The 1718-nt window shown below is 27.1% G+C and carries 3 protein-coding genes; all 3 read left to right on the plus strand.

Annotated features, from left to right (window positions below; genetic code table 11):
* The first annotated feature begins 353 nt into the window (after positions 1 to 353).
* The 3 genes from VLM92_RS10750 to VLM92_RS10760 all read left to right on the plus strand — a co-directional run bounded on the left by VLM92_RS10750 (position 354) and on the right by VLM92_RS10760 (position 1523).
* Complete coding sequence (locus VLM92_RS10750) at positions 354 to 506, plus strand: hypothetical protein (protein WP_325276346.1); 153 nt, start codon at positions 354 to 356, stop codon at positions 504 to 506.
* A 210-nt stretch (positions 507 to 716) separates the two neighbouring features.
* Positions 717 to 1202 carry a DNA N-6-adenine-methyltransferase gene (locus VLM92_RS10755; RefSeq protein WP_325276347.1) on the plus strand — a complete coding sequence of 162 codons (486 nt, stop codon included), beginning with the start codon at positions 717 to 719 and terminating at the stop codon, positions 1200 to 1202.
* 147 nt (positions 1203 to 1349) lie between these two features.
* Positions 1350 to 1523 (plus strand): hypothetical protein, encoded by a 174-nt coding sequence (locus VLM92_RS10760; protein ID WP_325276348.1) that lies wholly within the window; start codon positions 1350 to 1352, stop codon positions 1521 to 1523.
* The last annotated feature ends 195 nt before the right edge of the window (positions 1524 to 1718 follow it).

The following is a 1718-nucleotide window of genomic DNA, read 5'->3' on the forward strand; positions in this document are numbered from 1 at the left end:
AGAAATATGAATTACAAAAAATGAAACTCGATAAACTAAAATAAGTAAATCGAATTACAAAAAATGAAACTCGAGAATTTCAACGTTCCATATCATCACGGAAAAAGTCGTGACGGTGGAATGTTAATATGTGGATAAAACAGTTTATAAGTAATGGTAAAAATATCAAAGTTCCCTGTAGAAAAGATTTGCAAAAAAAAATAAGTAGCAGTGCCACCAACACCTACTACTATTACTACTATTATTTATACGATTATCTTTTTAAAATACCTTAATATTTTATATTAATATTGTAGCACAACTTTAGTACAAATTGCATATTATAAGTATAACCAATTTTAAGGGGGTAAATTATGAACTGTATAAATACTATATTAGATATAGAAAATAAAGAATTGATATGTAGTATAAGTTGTAAGAAATGCAATTTTATAGATTGTCAGAAATTATGCTTGAACTACGAAAGCGAAGAAGAATTTATGAATGAATTAGACGAGGAAGAATAAATTTTAAGGCTGATTAATTTCAGCTTTTTTATTGCAAAAAAATAAGTAGTAAGAGCCACCAACACCTACTACTATTACTACTATTATTATACGATTATCTTTTTAAAATACCTAAATATTTTATAGTTAAATTGTAGCACAAAGTGATACGGTTTTGTATACTATATAGTATAGTATAGTATAGAGGAAAATATTAGGGAGGATAAATAAATGAATAAAGAATTAATGTTTAGTAGCAATGATCAAACTTGGGAAACGCCGAAAGATTTTTTTTGTGAATTAAATGAAATATTTAGATTTGAATTAGATGTATGTGCTACTGATTTAACTGCTAAATGTAATAAATATTTCACACCAAAAGAAGATGGATTAAAGCAAGATTGGAACGGAATATGTTGGTGCAATCCTCCATATAGTAGAGAACTTCCTAAATGGACAAAAAAAGCATATGAAGAAAGTGAGAAAAATAGTTCGACCGTTGTAATGCTTATACCTGCTAGACCAGATACTAAAATATGGCACGAAATAATTTTTCCTTATGCTAGGGGAATATTTTTTATAAAAGGTAGATTAAAATTTGGGGATTCTAGAAATTCTGCTCCTTTTCCAAGTGCATTGGTTGTATTTTCGAAATATCCTGTAAATGGATTAATAAAAGATTATCTAAAATATACAGGTCATGGGATATGGAGATAAGGCTAGAATAATTTCTAGTCTTTTTTTATTTCTTGTAGCACAACTTTAGTACAAATTGCATAGTATAAGTATAAATCAAATACAAGTTGCATAAGATACTAGAAAGAATAGCTAACTTGTATCACATCTTGTTAGGGGGATATGACAATGACTAGAACTTATAAATTTAATGATAGAAGCTTCAATCAAAATGCTTTTACTAGATTAATTTCTAATAAGAATATAAAAATAACTTTAGCAATATTAGCTTTAATAGTATTAGTAGCAACGTATGATTTAAACATAATGGAAACAGTTTCAGAAAGTGCAATATTTATGTAAATTACAGGGGGTAAGGTTATGAATAAGATATTTACACTAGAAAGTAAAACAGGAGAAGTTTTAGCAATATTAACTACAAAAGAAGAAATGACTTATACAGATTTTTACAATATATGCAAAGAAGCTAGTGAGGACTTTGAAAATGACTTTTATATGTTAAAGGATAAATTAATCAATGAACTTGATTTCGAAATG

The organism is Romboutsia sp. (assembly GCF_035470145.1).
GTDB lineage: Bacteria > Bacillota > Clostridia > Peptostreptococcales > Peptostreptococcaceae > Romboutsia_D.

Bases quoted from the DNA above. Each gene is read 5' to 3' on its own strand.
- VLM92_RS10760 (WP_325276348.1), top strand. From the start codon at position 1,350: ATGACTAGAACTTATAAATTTAATGATAGAAGCTTCAATCAAAATGCT.
- VLM92_RS10755 (WP_325276347.1), top strand. From the start codon at position 717: ATGAATAAAGAATTAATGTTTAGTAGCAATGATCAAACTTGGGAAACG.
- VLM92_RS10750 (WP_325276346.1), top strand. From the start codon at position 354: ATGAACTGTATAAATACTATATTAGATATAGAAAATAAAGAATTGATA.